Annotated in this window: 17 protein-coding genes and 4 tRNA genes; 4 read left to right on the top strand and 17 right to left on the bottom strand. The window is 29.0% G+C overall.

Annotated features, from left to right (window positions below; all coding sequences use genetic code 11):
- Nucleotides 1-5: 5 nt before the first annotated feature.
- From KGF50_RS03690 to KGF50_RS03710, 5 genes are all read right to left on the bottom strand, one after another.
- Nucleotides 6-494: a PTS sugar transporter subunit IIB gene (locus KGF50_RS03690; RefSeq protein WP_227846877.1), complete on the bottom strand. Its 489-nt coding sequence runs from the start codon at nt 492-494 to the stop codon at nt 6-8.
- A gap of 17 nt (nt 495-511) precedes the next feature.
- Nucleotides 512-913, bottom strand: coding sequence for a PTS mannose transporter subunit IIC (locus tag KGF50_RS03695; RefSeq protein ID WP_227846878.1), 402 nt, complete (start codon nt 911-913; stop codon nt 512-514).
- A gap of 2 nt (nt 914-915) precedes the next feature.
- Nucleotides 916-1413 (bottom strand): PTS sugar transporter subunit IIB, encoded by a 498-nt coding sequence (locus tag KGF50_RS03700; protein WP_227846879.1) that lies wholly within the window; start codon nt 1411-1413, stop codon nt 916-918.
- Nucleotides 1414-1433: 20 nt separating this feature from the next.
- On the bottom strand, nt 1434-1841 hold the full coding sequence (locus KGF50_RS03705) for a PTS sugar transporter subunit IIA (RefSeq protein ID WP_227846880.1): 408 nt from the start codon (nt 1839-1841) through the stop codon (nt 1434-1436).
- Between the two features lie 230 nt (nt 1842-2071).
- The gene (locus KGF50_RS03710; RefSeq protein WP_227846881.1) at nt 2072-4639 is read right to left on the bottom strand and encodes a sigma 54-interacting transcriptional regulator; all 2568 of its coding nucleotides are present in this window, start codon (nt 4637-4639) and stop codon (nt 2072-2074) included.
- Between the two features lie 165 nt (nt 4640-4804).
- Between KGF50_RS03710 and KGF50_RS03715 the strand changes: the two genes are divergently transcribed.
- Nucleotides 4805-5548, top strand: coding sequence for a PHP domain-containing protein (locus KGF50_RS03715; RefSeq protein WP_227846882.1), 744 nt, complete (start codon nt 4805-4807; stop codon nt 5546-5548).
- Nucleotides 5549-6046: 498 nt separating this feature from the next.
- Here KGF50_RS03715 and KGF50_RS03720 read toward each other — a convergent pair whose 3' ends face one another.
- The 6 genes from KGF50_RS03720 to KGF50_RS03745 all read right to left on the bottom strand — a co-directional run bounded on the left by KGF50_RS03720 (nt 6047) and on the right by KGF50_RS03745 (nt 13834).
- The gene (locus KGF50_RS03720; RefSeq protein ID WP_227846883.1) at nt 6047-6229 is read right to left on the bottom strand and encodes a hypothetical protein; all 183 of its coding nucleotides are present in this window, start codon (nt 6227-6229) and stop codon (nt 6047-6049) included.
- A 450-nt stretch (nt 6230-6679) separates the two neighbouring features.
- Nucleotides 6680-7159 carry a 23S rRNA (pseudouridine(1915)-N(3))-methyltransferase RlmH gene (gene rlmH / locus KGF50_RS03725; RefSeq protein WP_227846884.1) on the bottom strand — a complete coding sequence of 160 codons (480 nt, stop codon included), beginning with the start codon at nt 7157-7159 and terminating at the stop codon, nt 6680-6682.
- A gap of 67 nt (nt 7160-7226) precedes the next feature.
- Entirely contained in the window at nt 7227-9329 is a 2103-nt protein-coding gene (locus KGF50_RS03730) for an EAL domain-containing protein (RefSeq protein WP_227846885.1), read from the bottom strand.
- Between the two features lie 12 nt (nt 9330-9341).
- Entirely contained in the window at nt 9342-10139 is a 798-nt protein-coding gene (locus tag KGF50_RS03735; protein ID WP_227846886.1) for an MBL fold metallo-hydrolase, read from the bottom strand.
- A 232-nt stretch (nt 10140-10371) separates the two neighbouring features.
- On the bottom strand, nt 10372-12093 hold the full coding sequence (locus KGF50_RS03740) for an ABC transporter ATP-binding protein (RefSeq protein WP_227846904.1): 1722 nt from the start codon (nt 12091-12093) through the stop codon (nt 10372-10374).
- Nucleotides 12086-13834 (bottom strand): ABC transporter ATP-binding protein, encoded by a 1749-nt coding sequence (locus KGF50_RS03745; RefSeq protein WP_227846887.1) that lies wholly within the window; start codon nt 13832-13834, stop codon nt 12086-12088. The genes KGF50_RS03740 and KGF50_RS03745 overlap by 8 nt, the downstream gene beginning before the upstream one ends.
- Before the next feature lie 213 nt (nt 13835-14047).
- Between KGF50_RS03745 and KGF50_RS03750 the strand changes: the two genes are divergently transcribed.
- Nucleotides 14048-15073, top strand: a complete 1026-nt coding sequence (locus KGF50_RS03750; protein WP_227846888.1) for a helix-turn-helix domain-containing protein — start codon at nt 14048-14050, stop codon at nt 15071-15073.
- 268 nt (nt 15074-15341) lie between these two features.
- Here KGF50_RS03750 and KGF50_RS03755 read toward each other — a convergent pair whose 3' ends face one another.
- Nucleotides 15342-16805, bottom strand: a complete 1464-nt coding sequence (locus KGF50_RS03755) for a M1 family metallopeptidase (protein WP_227846889.1) — start codon at nt 16803-16805, stop codon at nt 15342-15344.
- A 124-nt stretch (nt 16806-16929) separates the two neighbouring features.
- On the opposite strand from KGF50_RS03755, the gene KGF50_RS03760 reads away from it, so the two are divergent.
- A complete protein-coding gene (locus KGF50_RS03760; protein ID WP_227846890.1) occupies nt 16930-17988 on the top strand; it encodes a DnaD domain protein in 1059 nt (352 codons plus the stop codon).
- 8 nt (nt 17989-17996) lie between these two features.
- Nucleotides 17997-18989: an ATP-binding protein gene (locus KGF50_RS03765; RefSeq protein WP_227846891.1), complete on the top strand. Its 993-nt coding sequence runs from the start codon at nt 17997-17999 to the stop codon at nt 18987-18989.
- Nucleotides 18990-19360: 371 nt separating this feature from the next.
- Here the strand turns inward: KGF50_RS03765 and KGF50_RS03770 are convergent.
- The 5 genes from KGF50_RS03770 to KGF50_RS03790 all read right to left on the bottom strand — a co-directional run bounded on the left by KGF50_RS03770 (nt 19361) and on the right by KGF50_RS03790 (nt 21293).
- Nucleotides 19361-19435, bottom strand: a tRNA-Thr gene (locus tag KGF50_RS03770).
- A 26-nt stretch (nt 19436-19461) separates the two neighbouring features.
- Nucleotides 19462-19537, bottom strand: a tRNA-Val gene (locus KGF50_RS03775).
- Between the two features lie 4 nt (nt 19538-19541).
- Nucleotides 19542-19616, bottom strand: a tRNA-Glu gene (locus KGF50_RS03780).
- A gap of 6 nt (nt 19617-19622) precedes the next feature.
- Nucleotides 19623-19698: transfer RNA gene (locus KGF50_RS03785), tRNA-Lys, on the bottom strand.
- Nucleotides 19699-20003: 305 nt separating this feature from the next.
- Nucleotides 20004-21293, bottom strand: a complete 1290-nt coding sequence (locus tag KGF50_RS03790) for an adenylosuccinate synthase (RefSeq protein ID WP_227846892.1) — start codon at nt 21291-21293, stop codon at nt 20004-20006.
- Nucleotides 21294-21374 lie beyond the last annotated feature (81 nt).

Here is a 21374-nt window from a genome sequence, read left to right on the forward strand (position 1 = left end):
AATTTTTATTTGAATTTCTTTAACGCATTTTCATATGTAATAGATGATTCCTCTGGTATAACTTGTAGAACTATTTCAACCCCATCTTCATTAAGTTCATTTAGTTGTTCTACATCTTCATTTCCTAATGAAACAGCTGTAAATACCATCTTCTTTCCTGCTTCATTTGGAATACCTCCTAATTGAATCTTTTCATATTTAAGTCCAGCCTTATATGCCTTATTTGCCATATCAACATTCTTAAATAAAATAAATATATTTTTATCTCCTAAAGTATTGTTTTGGAATGCTTGTCCTGCATCTTCTACTGTTAATATAGCTACTTCTACTCCTGATGGTGCTGCCATTCTATATACGTCAGCCATAAATTCATCTTGACCTAGGAAGTCATCAACTATTACTATTTTTTGAGCTTGAGCGATTTTCACCCATTTTGTTATAACTTGTCCATGAATTAATCTGTGATCTACTCTTACTAATGTTATTTTTGCCATTATATCCACCTCATAATTTATATTTTTTTAAATTCTTTAATTAAATCCACACAAAGATTATTATTTTTTTTGACGATTCTTTCTGGTAATGTATGTACTTTATCTTCATTGCTTAATTCTTCATCTACGATTAAAATTGTCTGTAAGCTGAGTCCATTTATTGCATCTATCCCTCTTCTTATAGCAACAGCTATTGCAACACTTGACGTAGAGCCCCCATACAGATCTGATATTATAATTTTCACATCCTCTTTATCTACTACTTCTTCAACCTCTTTCATGAATACAGAAATATCTTTTTCAGGGCTTAGTGATAAAACTTCGTATTGATTTGACAATCCAAAATTTTTATTTGCTTCTTCTACTAATACCTTTCCCCAAGTTCCATGGCAGAGTATGATTGACTTATATTTATTCATTGCTAAACAAACTCTCCTTTATAGCGATTAATACTGTGATTTAATTCTACTTCTTCCTCATCAGGTACCATTTGAATTAATACATTAATATTTTTTTTAATAAATTCATCTATTAAAAGAAATTCTTTTTTATTGATGTATACATTTTGAGATATTTTCTTTTTTCCTATCCCTGTAGGTATCCTTCCAATAATAAGTTTTTTAATATCAATTCCTTCTTCTATCATTCTATTTGCAGTATCTAAGTTTTTAATTAATACAAAAACTTTATCATCAGCTTGGTTATTATAAAAATACCTCCTTGATTCACTTACAGTTAATATTGATAAATCAATATTCTTTGGTGCTGCCATTTTTATCAAACCTTTAGCAATAACATCATTGGTTGTTTCATCATCTACTACTACTATTTTTTTAACACCTAGATGCTTAACCCATTTATATATCACTTGACCATGTATTAATCTATCATCACATCTGCAATATTTTACTAAAGACATTTTTAATCGAACTCCTTTTTCTATTTCATTGAGCTAAGAACTTTATTAATATGGTTTATACCAGTTTTCCCCGCTTCAATACATGTCTCTGCTAACTCTTCTAAACTTTTTCCATCTCTATTAATTAAAGCTTCAAGTAGCATTGGAAGGTTTACTCCAGTAAGTGCATGAAACTTTCCACCTTTTTTAAGGTTTAAACTTGCAACATTACTTGGTGAACCTCCTAATAGGTCAGCTAATACTAAAACTCCGTCACCTTCATCTAATTCATTTAACTTTTCTACAAAATTTCTATTTAAGTCTTCAATATTATCATTCCTATTTAGTTTAATTGCCGCTGTTCTTTCTGCTGGTCCTGCAATAAGTTCACAGCTTTTTATAACTTCTTCACTAAAATTCCCATGAGTCATAACTATTATCCCAATCACCAATCTCACCTCACTTTTCTTGTCACTTTTTATATAAGCAATTGCCGTGCCAACTTATGTGTATCAATAACAAATGGCTATTTTACAGGATTTAATCAAATCTTTTTACTTAATTTATAAAAAAAACTTACTCTTTCAATATGTATCAAAATCTTTTTCAAACCTGTATCAAATCTGTATCAAAAAGAGGTAAAAAAAAGATAGCCTTTTGGCTATATTTAAATTTTGTATCAACTTTTGAATTTATCTGTATCATACTGTGATTCAAATATATCTAATATATTTGCATATTCCATATCTGAAATAATTATATCGAATGTCTCTTCTACAAGCTTAAAACTTTCTTTTATAACTAAATATAATTCTTTACTTCTACTAATTCTTTCTTCATATGATTTATAAACTAAAGACTCTTTTATTATTACTCTTTCAATCATACATGAACAATGAAATATAAACTTTACTAAAAGCTCATCTTGAATTACTAAAGAATAATGTTCGCTAATTCTATTAATTACTTCTTTTAATATAAAATAAGCCTTTTCCCCATTTAGAAAAGTCAAAGTTTTACTAATATTATCAATTAGTAATCTATCAAAATATCTACCACCATTATCTTTTTCAGCATATGTAATTTCCATATCTCCATAATGTTTCTTTATAGATTCTATAATATTAAAATATAATTTCTCTAATGTCATTTCCGGAGTTAGGGCCTTTCTAGTTGCTTCTATTACAATAGGTGTACTTACCATATCTATTGCTTTTACTTCTTTTCCAGTAGCATCATGAATAACTTTAGCAAATGTTAAAATAGATCCCATATCAGTTAGAATTAAAATTCCCTTTCCTTTGTCAATTTCATTGGCTATTTCTACAGCTTGGACTAAAATATCCTGAACTCTATCTTCTAATCCCATATTGATTGCCACCGCATGGTTACAATCCAGTAAAGTATTAGCTACATTCACCATGCTAGATGCCGTAGATTCACCATGCATTATAACTAATATTGCTATACTCTCCTCATTTAATCCCACATAAGATAAATAAAGAAACGTTGCTAAAAAAATTGCTTCATCTTCTGGAAACTCAACTCCATACATTAACGACATGTTAGATAATATTTCTTTTGCTATGTTGTATTCATATGCTCTTTCCTTCATAATTTCATCTTTATTAGGATGCTTTACTATGTTCCCAATCTTTATTCTTTCAATTAAATTCTGAATATGTAAGGCTATAGCTTTTATTAATTTATCTAATCCTTCTCTTTTGCTCCATTTATCATGCTTTTGTAAAATATACTTCACAGTAGTTGCAATTGAATCATTAACAATATTGTTATAAGCTGTTTGATTACTACTATTATATATAAAAGTATTCATTAAATTATAGGAATACTTCTGTATATCTTCATCTATAACGCTTCTAATTTGTGACTCTTTAATCCCTTCTTGTTGAAGTTTATTCCAAGTTTCTTTTATCATTCCATAGAAATCTAAATCATATTTTTTATTTTCTATTAATAAATTTTCACTTTCAAAATTCTTTTCTTCTGGTAAAAAAATAATATCATCTTTCCCAATAAAACTGAAGTTTTGTACAAACTCCTCTTTTCTATTATTTCCATATAATGATTCTCTAATATTGTTTGGTAGAAGAGAGAGTCTTACATATACACATTCCCTTTTATAGGTCATATAATCTAAAAAAGCCCTTGCACAAATTAATTGTATGTCGCTTTTTAATTGTCCTATATTTCCCTTACACTTATATAAAATAAATGCCTTAATAACTTCTTTTGAAACCTTTAACTTAACACCAATCCTAATACTTTCTTCTTTAAAAAAATAACATATAAGCTTCATTCTCTCTTGAAAGCCTCTTTCCTCTAAAGGCGGAATCTTTATAGTTACAGGTATTCTTCTTAAAAACGTTTCCAACATTGCTATCTCTGGATCTTCTGTAGTAGCTGCAATTATCATAACCCTACACTCATGTACCTTATTAGCCTCTCCTAATCTTCTATATATACCTTTATCCATAAGCAGAAATAACATTTCTTGTCCCTCTGCAGATAACCTATGAACTTCATCTAAAAACAATATTCCATTATTAGCTTCATGTACAATACCATATTTATCTTTATCAGCTCCAGTAAATGCTCCTTTTACATATCCAAAAAGCTGTGCTAATAATAATTGCTGATTATCAGAATAATCAGCACAGTTAAATATGATAAATGGTGCATTATCACTATCTTCTTTTATAGTTAAACTATACTTATACATATATTCTGCAAATATAGATTTACCAACTCCTGTCGGTCCTATTATTAATGTACTCAACCCCTTAGGTGGATATATTACTGCTGCTTTAGCTTGCTCTATCTGGGACTTTAAACTTCCGTCACATCCTACTAAATTAAAAATATTGTTCTCTTTTTTTATACCCTCTACAATATACTCATCTTTGATAGAATCATTTTCACTATATTCGTTTATAGAGTTAATATTATCAAATATACCTTTGTTTAGTTTCTTTCCTAAAATACTCTCAATACTTTCTTTATATAAATACTGAACAGGCTTTCCCTTTATCTTTATAATAATACTTTCCTTTATTAATTGATTTAATTCCTTACTAGCATTACTTCTATTTATACCTACTTCAGTAGCAATATGTTCTGCATCAAATCCAAATCTAATGCCATTATTAAGGTTCAAGTGCTCTTTTGTTAACCTTTTCAAGCAAATTAAAACTTTTTCTTTCCTTGATAGCTTCTTTTGTATCATAGTTAACCTCCCCTATAAGCAGTAATACTGTTAAATATTTATTATTAAGCTTAATTCTACAATATTTCAATATTTTTGTCTAATTATGTAACTATTGATTTTCTTTCCTGTTCGTTTTATAATATAAATTACGTTACCCTCATCTTTTATAGAGGAGGAATTTATATGAATTTTTTATCAGATTTACACACCCACTCTATAGTCAGTGGTCATGGCTATAGCACTTTGTTAGAAAATATTAATTATTGTAAAGAAAATGGAATTAAGATACTAGGTACATCTGAACATGGTCCTAAGATGCCTGGTTCTCCCCACAAATGGTACTTTCACAACATTCAAAATATCCCAAGAATCATAAATAACATTATAATCTTAAGAGGATGTGAAGCAAATATACTAGACACTGAAGGAAACATAGATCTAGAACCCTTTGTCATTCCTCGATTAGATTATCTTATCTTGTCATTTCACGAAGCCGTTTTTTCACCAAATACATTAGAGAATAATACTAAAGCCTTAATAAATGCAATAAATAAGCATGATAATATTGAAATATTAGGCCACCTTGGAAACCCAAACTACCCAATCGACTATGAATTAATCATTAAATTAGCCATGGAAAAGAGTATCTTAATAGAAATAAATAATTGTTCTATCAAAGGAGTGTCAAGAAATGGTAGCTCAGATAATTGTAAGTATATTGCTACACTTTGCAAAAAATATGGTGCTAAAATCATACTAACTTCAGATGCTCACATTTGTTTTGATATAGGTAATTATGAGTATTCTGAGAATATCTTAAAAGAAATTAATTTTCCAGATGAGTTAATAATGAATTATCCTAAAAAACTTATTAATCATTTTCGCCAAAAAGATAAATTACTAGATGTTGATTATACAAATATTTGAGCAATAATACATGCTTGTTTTAACTCTTATAAAAATCTTAATACTATTTATATATATGAAATAAGGATATTATAATGAAGAGTATATTTAATAAACTAATAAATGAGGATATTTCTAATAAAATATATGTAGTATTTACGGTTTAGGAGAATCAGGTAAAAGTACACTTGCTAATTCACTAAAATTACAATTACAAAATTGGAATTATCCTTCTTATGTCTTACACATTTATGATTTTATACATCCTAAGTTTATTAGGCGTAATAATTCTAAAGAAGAGTGGTATTGTTATTACAATATCCAATGGAGATGTGATTATTTACTAAATGAAATTCTAGTTCCTGTAAAAAATGGAGATAAAGTATTATAAAGAAAATGATAGATATATAGGTAATTTAGAAGATATAAAATGTAAATAGGTACTTCCCCGCTGAAGAAAAATATACCTTGGAATATTATCCTATTGAAAATGCCAATCTCATATTAACTACAAATAGACTATAATTTACATATTTGTCTACTTTTTATATATTTACTTTTCAAATTTACACAATTTATTCCAAGTAAATACAAAAAAGATGGGTTACCTTGTTCTTTAGGCAGCCCATCCTTCATTAAGTATATTATCACATCATCATTTATTTGTATCTCTATGCTATCTATTTCTCTTTTCTTATTCATTATTACCTTTGAAACACTGCTCCATTATAAATCCAACAGAGCATATATTTTGCTACAATTTTATAAAATAATATTAAATTAGAGTTAATTGTTCATTTTTACTTGTTTCGTCAATATCTTGTTCTATAAATAAATCATGTTTAGGTAAAATATCTAAGTCATCTTCACACAATTCCTTAGCCTTTTTTACTATTAATTTATTTCTAGCTGTTATAAATCCAGCATAATCATCTTTTAAGTTATCACCTAATTTATTCTATACTTTATTATTTAATCCTTCTTTATCTACTTATTTATCTATATTTTAATCAATTTCGATACTTTACTAAATCCAATCTGATAATTTATATCAAAATACTATATATTATTTGTACTTTAACTTATTATATGCCTGTAAAATAAAAGTAGCCTTAACCAACTTATTTCAGTGGTTAAGACTAACGTGCGCCCTTACTTATGATATGGTTCCCCATTATTTATCCTATAGGCCCTATAAATCTGTTCTAACAATATCAGCCTCATCATCTGATGAGGAAAAGTCATCCTAGAAAAAGATAATCTATAATCAGACCTAGCTAAAACCTCATCAGAAAGCCCTAACGAACCTCCAATTATAAAACAAATACTACTGTTACCTCTAACTGCTAAATCACTCATAGTCTTAGCAAGCTCTTCAGAGGATAAATTCTTTCCATCAATAGCAAGAGCTATAACATAACTGTTATGCTTTATCTTACCTAAAATCTTCTTTCCCTCTTTATCTTTTATAATTTCCATTTCTTTGGCACTTAAATTCTCTGGAGCTTTTTCATCGTCTAACTCTATAATCTCCAACTTGCAATACTTAGAAAGCCTCTTTCTAAACTCATCAATGCCTAACTTTAAATATTTTTCTTTAATTTTACCTACTACAACTATACTTATATTCATATACTTCTCCTAAACTTAATCTTATTACAAATTTATATACTAATATAACTTACAAACCATTAGTAAGCTATTTAGCAAGTTCTCGATTTGCATAATCTATAAACTCCTCAAAAGGTATAGCTTTACTATAATAATATCCTTGATATATTTCACATCCTAGGCCATACAACTTATCTCTTTGATTTAAATTTTCAACATACTCCACAATTATATCAAAATCTAAGTGTTTTGAAAGATTTACAATAGACATTATGATTTCACTACTTCTTTTGTTTGTAAGTATCTCTTTAACAAGTGAGCCATCTAACTTAACTATATCAAAATTATTATTTTGAAGATATATAAGGGAACTATGTCCCATTCCAAAATCATCCATAATAAGCTTTATACCCAAATCATGTATTGCATTTATACGTTCAACAATTATCTGAGAGCCTGACAATGCAACCTGCTCCGTGATTTCTATACCAAGCATATTAGGATTGATATTATTATTCTCAATTATATTTTTTATTTGCTCTGGCAAATTAGGGTCATTAAGTTGGTCTGGAGATATGTTTACAGAAAATTTAATAGGATTTATTAATAAGCTTTCACTTTTCTTTAAATCAATACATGCTTTATTAATAATATACTCTCCAAGTTCATCTAAAAAACCTTCTTCTTTAGCTAAAAGTATAACAAGTGGTGGATAAATAAATCCCCCTATTGAATGTCTCCATCTAAGTAATCCCTCTGCCCCTACAACATTTCCATCATAATTAACTTGCGGTTGGTAAAAAAGCTCTATCTCTTCTTTTTTCATAGCAAACTTTAAGTCTGATGCTAGCATTTTTGAGATTGAACCTATCTTTCCACTGTGATTCAAAATATTTGGTTGTTCTCCTGTTAATTCACATTTCTTTACTAAATTTGTCAAATTTTCTATATTATTTTTAAACATATAAATATATCTATTTTGTGACATCTTTATAAATGGAATATAAATCATAACTCCTACACATAAATTAAACAATTGCAATAAACTTCCTCTTATTGAATCTGTAGCCATATATCCACTTAAAAATATAGGTGATGTCCATTCTACAGCAGAAACTGTACAAGGTACAATCCCTGTAGCCATAGCTACATAACTTGTAATTGTTAGAATTATAGGTGTAATTATAAAAGGTATGAACATAATATAGTTAAAAACAATTGGAATCCCAAAAACTAACATTTCATTTATATTAAAAAGAGCTGGTATTGAAGCAATTTTAGCCAGCTTTCTTACATTTATACGTTTTTCACTAAGAAAAATGGCAATTACCAAACATAACAAAGCTCCACATCCACCCAATAAAACCATTGTATCAAAAAAAGTCTTAGTAAAAATTTCTGTTGGTATTTGATTATTGTTAACTAAGTTTATGTTAATTGCCATTCCATTTTCAAATAAGTTTTTTGCAACCGTATCAAGTACATTGCTCCCATGAATACCAAAGAACCACATAAAATGCATTAGAAATATAAATAACAAAGCACTCATAAGGTTTCTTCCCATACTCTTAAATATATTTGAAAATAAATTATAAAATATGTCTTGAAAGTTTGAACTTCCAATTAGATTTATTATTATTACACGAAAAATAGAAAATAAAAATACTACAATTATGAAAGGAATTATAGCTGAAACCACCATATTAAAATCAGCATCAGCTCCTTCTGTATGAAACTTTACACTTGTAATAAAAGACTCTGTGAGCTTTACAAATAACATAGAAGATGTTATTGAAATAATAATAGCTGTAAACAACCACTTTGTTTTAAATATTTCCACATAAGAATCTAGTTCACTACCATGAGAAAATACTAAAAAAGAGCACATTGCAACTATGGGAACAAGTACTGTATACTTGCTCCCATAGATTTTTCCATAGCTATAACTTATTGTCAACAGTATTATTAGTGAGATAATTCCTAAGGTAGAATCATTTATAAATTTAAGAATATTTGAAATTTCACCATTAAATAAACTTGTTATATATTCTTGATAAATCTTTATTGGAAGATTCAAAATAACAAGGGCAATTGAACCAGTCATAATAGCAGGTATTGCTAAAATCATCCCTTGCTTTATAGAATATAAGATTTTATTATCCTCAACATTTTCGAAATTTCTTTTTAGCAAAGTTATTCACCTCTACTTCATTTTATAAACATTAGAAACATCATTGCGTGATAATACATCTAGTTTTACATCCTGCCCAACTACTATATCATTTGATGCTAATACTCCTTTTGAAGTCTCATATGCCAATTCTGGAAAATTATTTTCTTTACTTAAGTGTGCTAATAATATAGACTCTGTACCTTTATTAATAAGTTCAACACAGAAATTTGCTGCATCTTCATTAGATAGATGTCCAGTATTTGACATTACTCTTTTCTTTAAGGTATATGTATATGAACCCATCATAAGCATATTAGGGTCATAGTTTGATTCTAATACCACTAATTTAGATTTATATAGATGTTTTTTTATATTTTCAGTTATACACCCTATATCAGTAGCTATAGACATTTTTTCATCATTTTCTGTATAGAAATTGTATCCAACTGGGTCAGCTGCATCATGTTCTATCGAAAAAGGCCTTACTATAACATCTCCTAATGAATAAGTTTTATCATTTTCAAAGACTTTCATATTTTTATCCTTAATATCACCAAGCTTGTCTTTCATAGAACACCATGTCTTTATATTTGCAAATACTGGAATATCAAACTTTCTTGATAATATACCTGCCCCTTTTATATGGTCAATATGCTCATGTGTTATAAATATCCCTTTTAATTTATCTGTATCTACTCCAATGTCTTTAAGACCTGTAGTTATTCTCTTTCCACTTAATCCTGCATCTACCAGTATATTAGTATTTTTATACCCTATATAGTGGCAATTTCCACTACTACCACTTCCTACTGAACAATACTTTAGCATTGTTTCACCTCTTTTTCTGCCTTATAGATTATATTATACCAAAAAAACATAGGATGTCTCAAAATAAAAATTTGAATCATCTCCTTTTTTGTACAACAACAGAAAAGGGGTTCCTAAGAACCCCTAATCTATGCGATAATTATTCTGTGAAAAAGCAAAAACCACATTATAGTAATAAAGCAATAAATAAATACTATTATTAATAACATTTTTAATTTATTATTTTCCTTCTCTAGTATTTAAACACTTCTGCTAGCTTTGCTTTTTTCACCAAATTATTATAGGTTTTTGATAAAGCCACTAATTCTTTGTGCTTACCAAATGCCTCTACTTCTCCGTTATCAATAACTACTATCTTATCTACATTTTCAATAGATTTTAGTCTATGTGAAATAATAATAACAGTTTTGTTTTTTGTTAAGTAATTTAAACTTTCTTGTATTTTCTTCTCATTATCAACGTCTAAGGAGGCGGCAATTTCATCTAAAATGATGATAGGAGCATTCTTCAAAAATGCTCTAGCTATAGATATTCTTTGTCTTTCTCCTCCAGATAAAGTTGCTCCATTTTCACCAATTATTGTATCATACCCATTTGGTAGTCTGCTAATAAATTCATCGCAATTTGCTAGGTGTGCCGCTTTTTTTACCTCTTCATCTGTAGATGTTTTATTCCCTATCCTAATGTTTTCTGTTATAGATGTATTGAAAAGTGTTACATCCTGAAAAACTATGGATGTTTTTTCAAATAATGATTTCGTCGAAATTTTTTTGATATCCACTCCTCCGATTTTTATATTTCCATTGTCATAATCATAAAGCCTAGAAATTAAACGAAGAATACTTGTTTTACCACACCCTGACATACCCACAAGAGCAGTTACCTCATTTTGATTCGCAGTAAAGCTAATATTTTTAAGAACTTTAGTATCTTCGTTATAAGCAAATGATACATTTTTTAGTTCTATATTGTAATCTAAAATTTCTTTGTCTTCTCCTTTTTGAATTTCTGTACTTCTTATTTCTTTAATGCGATTAATCATGGAATCAATATAATAAAGTTCTGTGATGTTTTGACTTACTCCATCTACACTTTCCTTGATTTTTATAGATACTAAAATGTATCCAATAAGATATAAAATGTTTATTTCTCCTTTTAAAAACAGTCCCGTTCCTACCAACAGAACGATTGCAAAAGCAATTTGAACAACAAGCCCTGATAAAAGTAGCGGAATAACAGCTATAACTTCAGTTTTTAAGTGGATTTTTTCGCTTTCTTCCATTTTTTGATACAGACTATTTTTTATCTTTTTTGTAAGCCCAAAGCTTTTTATCTCTTGCTGTAGTTCAATTGCCTCTTGGAAGCTATCCGAATTATCTCTAAGTTTTGTGTAATATTTAATGTTTTCTCTTAGTTGAATTTTTTTAGACCAAACAATTAATAAAATCCCTATGACAATTGGTAAGATAACAGCTAATCCTAACTTTAAGTTTCCTTTTAGTAAAAGAATAGATATGAGTGGAAGAAACATAAAGAAACCAATTGTTTTTGCCATTGCATGACTCATGGCGTGTTCAATAGCTGTAACATCAGACATAATTGTCTGAGATAGATCAGATAGATTATACTTAGAAAAATAAGAAAGAGGAAGTTTGCTCAAAGTATCTGCAATATCTAGTCTTAAATTAGCACTCTCCTTATAGGTCGAATTATAAAGCGTATTATATTCTACTCTTAAAAGAGCATACATGATAACAAGTATCGCGATAGAAAAGCTTATGTAAAAAACTTTATTCTTTATATTTCCTAAGACAAGCTCATCAAACAAAACCATAAGTAGTATTGCTGGGAGCATATTGGCTATATATACAAAAAAGGATGTAAAACTCGCTTTCACCAAATCACTTGCACCTTTATCAGTCAACGCAAAGCATCTCTTAAATAAACTATTCATGACCCACCCTCCAATCATTCGCTTTTACGTAAAGTTCTTGAAAATATTTATATCTGCTGTCTTTCTTCATTAATTCAGCATCATTACCTCTTTCTATAATTTTCCCTTTTTCCATCACTAGTATTTCATCAACTGCTCTAATACTGCTAAGTCTATGTGCAATCATAATCACGGTCTTATCCTTAATAAGATTTTTAAATGCTTTTTGTAATACGTGCTCGTTTTCAGGGTCAACTGCCGCACTAGCCTCATCCATTATGATAATGTTTGCATCTTTAAGAATGGCTCTTGCAATAGCAATTCTTTGTTTTTCTCCCCCTGATAAAAACACCCCTTTTGTGCCAATCACAGTTTGTTCTTTTAAAGGGAATTTCTTAATAAGCTCATCACATCCCGCAAGATGAAGTGCTTCAAATACTTCATCTTTTGTCGCATTAGGATTTGCTGTTTGAACATTCTCGAAAATACTCATTTTAAATAACTTGCTATCTTGAAATACAAAAGCAATGCTTTTAGTGATAGCCTCTTCACTGTAGCTTAAGATGCTTTTTCCACCGATTTTTATATCTCCACCATTAATTTTATAAAATCCTGATATTAATTTTGCAATAGTCGACTTTCCACTTCCGGAGGCTCCAACCAATGCATAGCTCTTATTTGCTTCAAGTTTAAAACTAAGATTATCTAAAATCACTTCATCGCCATATCCAAAACTAACACAATCAAATTCTATATCATAATTACTGAACTTTTTCAGTGTTCCAAACTCTAATTTATCTTTCTGCATATCTGTAAAAATTTGCTCTAGTTTTTCTACAGCAGATGTACCCATATAAGCATACATAGAGACATACATGATTTTCATAAATCCACTAAATAATACACCACTGAGGAATAAAACCATAATCAAATCCACAGCTATCACTTTAGGACTTGAGTGAATATCCATAAATAAAACTATAAATGGAGTAAGAATAGCAATAGCTCCTAGAAAAATAATTTGAAATCTTAAATATGGCTTTCTGCAACTCATAGAATAATCAAGAGCGTATTTCGAATAATCTATAATCGCTTTGTGTAAAGCCTTAAATGAATTGACACTAGCCCCAAAAATCTTAACAACTTGCATACCACGTACATACTCAACAGCTTCACTATTCATCTTTTCTAGTGCTGCTTGATAAATTGCCATGAAGTTTTTATCTCCTGACATCAAAATAATTTGTCCTGCACCTACGATGGTAAACAAAACCAAAGCTATTCCTACTTTTACATCAATCATAAATCCAACAACAAGTACCAATATTGGCGTAAGCACTGCACCTGCATTATCTGGTATAAGATGCGCAACAATGCTATGTGTTTGTGCTGCATTGTCATCAATCAGTTGTCTGGTTCTTCCAGATGAATTTAAATCGAAAAATTTAAAGCTGGAATTTATAAGCCCATCAATACCTTTTTTTCTTAAATTTGTTTCTAACCTAAATCCAAGAATATGGGTTAACAACACAGAAAATATATAAATAAGAGAACCTACAACCAAGAGACCCACTATTATAACTGCATAATGAAATGCATCTCCTGCTTCATTCATAATGACAAGCCCTTTAAGAAACTCATACATATAATAATATGCTGACACTGTTATCATGGTAGAAACAGCTGTGAATGCAATTGCAACGAACGCTAACCACTTTTCTTTTGGTACATAATAAAGCAATTTTTTGTAAGCTTTTAACATATAATACCTCCTTTATATTATCTCGTTTGGACATCATCATTGTTTTTTTAAAACTTATTCTATAATGCAAACTTGATATTTATTTGATATTCATCCTTCTTCCAATAATTAGCCTAAAACTATTGTATCATCCAATAAAATAAGATACAATAAAACAAAGGTACTTATGTCCAATCATATCATTGTCTAATCGAGATATTAGGAGGTCGAACTATGAATTCATTTCAAGATTTTTTAGAAGAACTAGGGTGGAAATCTTGCCCTAATTGTTATAAATATTGTCAGGCTGGTAAGACTGCTTGCATACAAAACGAAGATTTTGATGGATTGTATTGGTATTATGAAACTGATCAATTTATTATTAATATTCATGATTTCTTTATAAAAAAAGAAACAGTGGCTCATTCTTTTCCTGATATGAGTCCTTTTATGTCATTCAGTTCGTCATATATTAAATCAGCTAATGGAGAGAGCTTTAACCCTTATCAAACACTAACTGCAAATACCATGTTTGTTACAAGTATGGATAAAATAAAAATCCGATTTCTTTTACACGCAAATTTCCCCTATGTAAGTGTGGGAATTAATTTCAAAGATAAAATGATTAAAGACTATATTTCTTGCCACCTAAATACAAACTACATTACCGTTTCGGATGTCTTCTTCGATACTAGGGAGCTTGTAACAAAACCTATGGAAAAGCTTGCAAATTCTATTCTAAATTGCAATATGAGTTCTCCTGCTGCTGAGATATTTCTTGAAGCAAAAGCTAAGGAGTGGTTAAGTGTTACCCTTGATGCATATTTGAATAAAGCAAAATCAAAGCAAATATCCGAATCAGATGAAAAAGCAATCGAGAATGTAGCAAATTATATTAACGACCATTATGCATTGGATATTTCTCAAGAGCTCTTGGAGAAAATTGCTATGATGAGTGGAACAAAATTAAAAAATGTATTTAAACAAAAATACCAGATGAGCATTACAGAATACTCACAAAGAAAAAGAATGAACATAGCAGAAACTTTACTCTCAACAACAGAACTCGAAATAAGAGATATTGCGAAATCTGTTGGGTATACCTCCCACAGTAGATTCACAGTTCTCTTTAAAAAATATAAGGGTATATACCCTCGTGAAGTTAAAAAGCTAATTTCTCTAAATAGTGATTCTATACATGTGTGCCAAAATAATAGCAATAACTTAGGAAAGATCTCGTCATGCAAATCTACACAATAAAAATCAATACAAATAATAGACCTAAACTTCAAAAAGTTTAGGTCTATATTTTATCTTTGTATTAAAATTTAGATGTAGAAAAAATAATATTTTAGGAAGCATTAGATATATATACAAATATTAAAAAATAACCCTGTAACTGCATATGCTTGCTATATTTGTACTATGTCTAATTCTGTATCTCCTTTTGAACCTGCCCTGTTTTTAATTTATAAAGATATTACAATGATAATTAAACTTGTGAAAAGGTACATTCTCTGCACGAAATTTACTTGTATTCACTTATAATCTTATTTATATCTACCCCTTTACTGTTCCATAGTTCTACAAAAGCTCTTCCATTGGCATTTTTATGTTTGTATTTATTGTAATATTCATTTAGCGTTTCAAAGAATACCTTATCTCCAACTTCTTTTCTTACTTCATTAAAAGCTGTTGCTCCTTTTGTATAAACATTTAAACTGTATTCAGTAGAATTTTTATATTCATTTGATGGTTTAAATATGTTTTCACTCAAATAACTCTTTGTTTGTATTTGCATAGTTTTTATAAGTTTATTTGCCATTTCTTTTCCATATTTTTGTTCAAAATAAACTATTGTAGAATATTCAGTAAGAGCTTCATCTAACCAAGGTTCACTTATTTCATCATTTCCAACAGCAGAATACCACCATTGATGTGCTGTTTCATGTGCTATAACATACTCAAGCAAAAACTCATTTTTTTCATTATATAAGCTTTGGTCTATCATAACAAGCATAGGATATTCCATGCCACCTATAAAGAAATCACTTGCTACAACAGAATATTCTTTGTATGGATATTTTCCAAACAACTCACTGAATATATTTATTGAATCTTTTGCAATCTCTGTTGCTCTGCTAGAAAGCTTCTTATTTAAATTGTATGTACTAATAGATACTCCCTTTGAATCCACCTTATTTACATCAAACTTACTACTTAATATAAATGCAAAATCCCTAACGTTTTCAGCGTCTATTTCATACAACATTTTCTTGTTATCATGTTTATCATTAACAAGTTTTCCTGTATGAGCAATCTTATACTTATTTGGAATCAATAGTTTCACATGAAAATCACTAGTTTCACTATAAAATGGGTCCCCAATAGTTTCATAACTCTTTAGATTCCATCCTCTTTCATCATTAACACAAGCTATAGGAAACCAATTAGTAATATTTATAGTGTTTTCTCCATATCCAAATCTTCCCACTGAATTTGGTATTTTTACGTTATATTTTATATCCAGAGATATCTTTTCATTTGGCTTTAACTCTTTCCCCAATTCTATTTCTAGTATATCATTTTTATCTCCTTTGATTTTATATTCCATTTTACTACTATTGCTTAGTATGTTTTTTATATCTATATATCCTTCATTGAATCCATTAGGATAGGCTCTTGTCATCTCATCTTTTTCAAAAGGAGCAAATTCTTTTTTAGAAAAAGCATTCGGATATATATGGAAATATACTTTATCCATATTTGATTTTGTCTTATTTATGTACTCAACACTCTGATTACACATTAACCTCTTAGTTTCATCATCAAATATAACATCCATATTATATTGATTTATCTTTGAATTAGATTTTTCTTTGTATGTTTCTAAACTGTCATCCTTTTCTATAAAGCAACCTATTATTAGTACCATAAATAAAATTGCTACTGATAATGTTCTTCTTACTTTTTGGTTGAATTTTATAACCAAAATATCTCCTCCTTTTTAAAATGAATACTTTTAGAAAATATTTACATGCTAATCTTATGACCTTTTATTTGTTTACAACCAAATGTAATACAAAAAATGATATAATTTAATCTGAGGTGATAAAATGTTTTTCAAAGAAAGCAATGAAATAGATTTAGGTGAAATCACTATTCCCAATATCTTTATAGATATATTTATGCCAATGGCGGACGGGTTATACGTAAAAGTTTATCTTTTAGGCTATAGACAGGCATGTGATATTACTTCTAATCCTAAGTTCGACAATAGCTCAATAGCCAAGAACCTAAATATACCTTTGTCTGATGTACTATCTGCTTGGAAATTTTGGGAAGAAAAAAAGATTATAAAAATACATGATAATGGAGAATATGATAATTTTAATTATTCAATAGAGTTTTTAGATTTAAAAAATTTCTATATCGAAAATATATTAGGTAATAATTCATCTGTAAAATCTAATACAGATAAAGTTGTATCTACTTCTGAAAATCCAAGTATTAGAAAGATGTTCAATTCTATAAATAAAATAGTTGGTCGATACCTTGACCCAAGTGAAAAAATAAGTATTATGGACATAATGAATAAATACAACATGGGCCCTGATATGATACTTTGTGCTTATGAATATGTTAAAGATAAAACTGGGACATCTAAACCAGTTAAATACATCGAAGGCATTATTAGAAACTGGTATGATTCAAATTTATATACACCAAAAGATGTTGAAGACAGCTTCTTAATTAGAAGTGAACGATATATTTTATATAAAACTATTTTCAATGAATTGGGATTTTCAAGACAAGCAACGAAATCAGAAAAAGAACTTATGGATGCTTGGTTTGATAAATTTGATATGGATATAGACTTAATAGTAAATGCATGTTCTAAATCTAAGAATATACCAAACCCAAGTATATCTTATATAAATGGAATAATTAAAAATTGGCACGGAAAAAATATAAAAAATTTAAATGATTTAAAGCAAAAAGAGGAAGAACGTATAGTTAAGGAGAATATTAATAAGAAGCAGATTAATACTACTCAAAACAACAATACTTACAAGAAAACTAAGTTTCATAATTTCAACGAAACATTTACTCAATATACATCTGATGAACTAGATGAAATTATTAAAAAAAGTCAAAAAGAAAAGTTTAAGTAGGTGATTAAATGAATGAAGATAAAATAAGAAAAATACTTGTTAAATATGCCAATAAAAGAGATAAAAATGAACTACTATTAGAACATAGAAAAAATGAAGTCTATAACAGAATTCCTGAGATAAAGTCTATAGATGATGAAATTTCTAAAATAGGTCTTAACTTAGCTAAAACAGTTCTTTTGAATCCTAAATCTAAAGATGAAATTATAAATGAGTCTAAGGAGACGATAGAATCTTTAAAATTGAGAAAAGAAGAACTTTTAGTTAAAAACAACATATCTCTTGATTACTTAGAAATAAAGTTTCAATGTGACTCTTGTAAAGACAAAGGTTTTTTACCTAATGGTGAAAAATGCTCTTGCCTAAAACAAGAAATTGTAAATGAGGCTTATAAAATGTCTAATTTAGATAGAATTTTAAGTCAGGAAAATTTTTCGAATTTTAACTTGAATATATTTTCTCCTAAGAAGAGTCCTGATGGAGAAATCTCTCCAAGAGAAAATATGTTAAATAATCTAAGTATCTGCGAAAATTTTGTTCATGACTTTAAGGTAGATAATAATGAAAACCTATTGTTTTATGGTTCTACTGGACTAGGTAAAACATACATGTGCAACTGTATTGCAAAAGAGTTATTGGACAAAGGCAATGTTGTAATCTACCAAACTTCTTTTAGGATTTTAGATATTCTTGAAGACTATAAATTTAGAAGAGACCCAAATAATCAAATAAGTGAAGAAAATTATAAAAACTTGTTTGATTGTGATTTATTGATAATAGATGACCTTGGTACTGAACTTAATAATTCTTTTACTAGTGGAGAGATTTTCAATATTGTAAACACAAGACTTGTTGCTGGTAAAAAAATTATTATATCAACCAACTTAACACCATCTCAAATAGGAAATACTTACACTCAAAGAATTCTATCTAGGATTTTAGACAAGTTTAGAATTTTAGAATTTACTGGAGATGATTTGAGATGGGAGAGATTCAAATAAAGTAGCCCTTAAAAAACATTTTTTTATTTTTAAATAGAGAGGTAAGAACATACTTGCTTCTCTGTTTAAAACTTATACTACATAATCACACTGTCCATTCAGTTTTTCTAATTATATTTCTAATATACCTTTTAATATACGAATTCTTTATCTAGTTTGTAATTTTTTATTTATTAATATCATACTTAATATATTGTATTATTTAAATTTATTATAGTACATTTATAGACTCTGTTTCTAAAGCTATGATATTGTATAATATTTAAAAAGTTAATTATAATTACAATCAGTTTTTGGCGCAATTAAAAAAAAGATACCTGAAAGTATCCTGTAGCATAGAAAATTATATTAATTTGCATTTATGTATTTTGTGGAGCTGGTGATAGGAATCGAACCTACAACCTGCTGATTACAAGTCAGCTGCTCTACCGTTGAGCCACACCAGCATATATAGTATTTTTCATCTAAAAACTGGTGGGACTAACAGGGCTCGAACCTGTGACCCCCTGCTTGTAAGGCAGGTGCTCTCCCAGCTGAGCTATAGTCCCATATTGGTGACTCGTAGGGGAATTGAACCCCTGTTACCGCCGTGAAAGGGCGGTGTCTTAACCTCTTGACCAACGAGCCATGATTTGGTGATCTATCCGCGACTCGAACGCGGGACACCCTGATTAAAAGTCAGGTGCTCTACCGACTGAGCTAATAGACCACATTTTTTCGACTTTTTTCGTCGTTTCTTTCACTCACAAGTTATATTATAACTGCTGTGTAACTTTTAGTCAACAGTTTTTTTTATTTTTTTTAGCATATAATTAAAATAATCCTGAATCATTGATTTTCAACAGAATTCTCTAAATAAGACATCTAATTTAGGGTATAAATTCGACCTTAATTTTATTTAAAATATACATAAAAAGTTTTAGTTCAATATAAAAGAGCATCTCTAGTAATTGTAAGTATTATCTTGAGATACTCTTTTTAATCATTCATAATTTAAATTACTTACTTGAGATGCTAAGCAAATATGTTTTTTCTTATTATAGTTTGAGCTCTATTAGGCCCAACAGAAACCATATCTACACTTACTCCTATCAACTCTTCTATTTTAGCAATATATTTCTTTGCATTTTCTGGAAGGTCATCAAAATTATTTACTTGAGTTATATCTTCATTCCATCCATCTAATTCTTCATATATAGGTTCACATTTTGCTAAATCATCTAATGAAGCTGGGAAATCTGTTATTATTTCATCGCCCATCTTATAAGATGTACAAACTTTGATTTTGTCAAATCCAGTTAACACATCTAATAACATAAATGAAATACTAGTTAATCCATTAACTCTAGCTGCATATTTTACTATAACAGCATCAAACCAACCACATCTTCTTGGTCTACCAGTAGTTACTCCAAATTCATGGCCTTGTTCTCTTATCTTATCACCAGTTTCATTTATTTGTTCTGTAACAAATGGCCCTTCTCCAACTCTTGTAGTATAAGCTTTTACTATACCAACAACATCCTTTATCATATTTGGTCCTATACCTGCACCAATAGCAAATCCTCCAGATATTGGATGAGAAGATGTAACAAATGGATAAGTTCCTAAGTCTAAGTCTAATAAAGTACCTTGTGCTCCTTCAAATAACACTTTTTTACCTGCTTTTACTGCATCATATACAATAACTGATGTGTCTGCTACATATTTCTTTATTTGTTCTGCGTACCCAACATATTCATTATATATGGCTTCAAAATCAAATAATTCTTCTTTTCCATATATGTTTCTAACTAATTTGTTTTTAGCTTCTATCTGAGCCTTTAATTTTATAGCAAATTTATCTTTGTCCATTAAATCACATATTCTAATTCCAGATCTCTCTGTTTTATCCATGTAACAAGGTCCAATACCTTTTTTTGTCGTCCCTATCTTTAAATCGCCTCTAGCTTCTTCTGATAATGCATCTAGCTCTTTATGGTATGGGAATATAACATGAGCTCTATCGCTAATTTTTATGTTTTCTGTATTTATATTATCCGCTTTAAACATTTCTAATTCTTCTAAGAATCCTTTAGGGTCAAATACTATTCCATTTCCGATTATGTTCACTGTCTTTGGATTTAAAACTCCAGATGGTATTAAGTGTAATGCATATTTTTTCCCTTCAACAACTAATGTATGTCCTGCATTATTTCCACCTTGTCCTCTTACTACTACATCTGCCTGAGTAGCAAGATAATCGATAACTTTACCTTTACCTTCATCTCCCCATTGAGAACCAACAATTGCAACTGTTTTCATGTAATTCACCTCTATATTTTATATACTCTCGAACGCTTTACTTATTTATTCTATCAAATATTCGTATTTTTTTCAACTTTT

The organism is Clostridioides sp. ZZV15-6598, from assembly GCF_020657705.1.
GTDB lineage: Bacteria > Bacillota > Clostridia > Peptostreptococcales > Peptostreptococcaceae > Clostridioides > Clostridioides difficile_F.